This is a genomic window from Rhodococcus sp. IEGM 1354, from assembly GCF_030056855.1.
Classification (GTDB): domain Bacteria; phylum Actinomycetota; class Actinomycetes; order Mycobacteriales; family Mycobacteriaceae; genus Rhodococcoides.
Map to the genome: position 1 here is coordinate 1 of NZ_JASHKT010000034.1, position 468 is coordinate 468.

The window sequence follows — 468 nt, forward strand, 5'->3', positions numbered from 1 at the left end:
TGACGGTGCGGGCGGTGCGGGCGAGGTTGAGTGGGTTGCCGTTCTCGTCCATGACAATGGCGGTGAGAAGGCAATCACACGCCAACTGGCGGGACGTCTCGCGCGAGAGCGGTCCCATCCACGGCAGCCACCCGACCGAAGTGCCGTCACCGAACAGGTCCCGATATGCGCCGCGGTCGGCTGCAGCATCACCTCCACCGCAATCGCCACTGCCGCTGCCGTTTTCGTGGTCCGTTTCGGTTGCTGCGTCAGTGTCGATGGGGTCGCCGGTGTTGATGTCGACCGGATCTGCTGCGTCGGTCTCGGTGTCGGATTCTGTTGCTGCGCGCGAGGTTTCGTCGTCTGTTATGTCGTCGGCACTGTCGCGGAGGTCGGTGAGGTCCTGCAACCGGATGTGCAGGTTGACGTGCGGCTTCTCACCGCCCTCGGTGGGGCGGTCACTGGAGGCGAGGTAGCGGTCGAGGATGT

At 65.0% G+C, this 468-nt stretch carries 1 pseudogene; it reads right to left on the reverse strand.

From position 1 onward, the window contains the following. Nucleotides 1–468 (reverse strand): annotated as a pseudogene (locus QM588_RS25595) (HNH endonuclease signature motif containing protein); the annotation flags it as partial.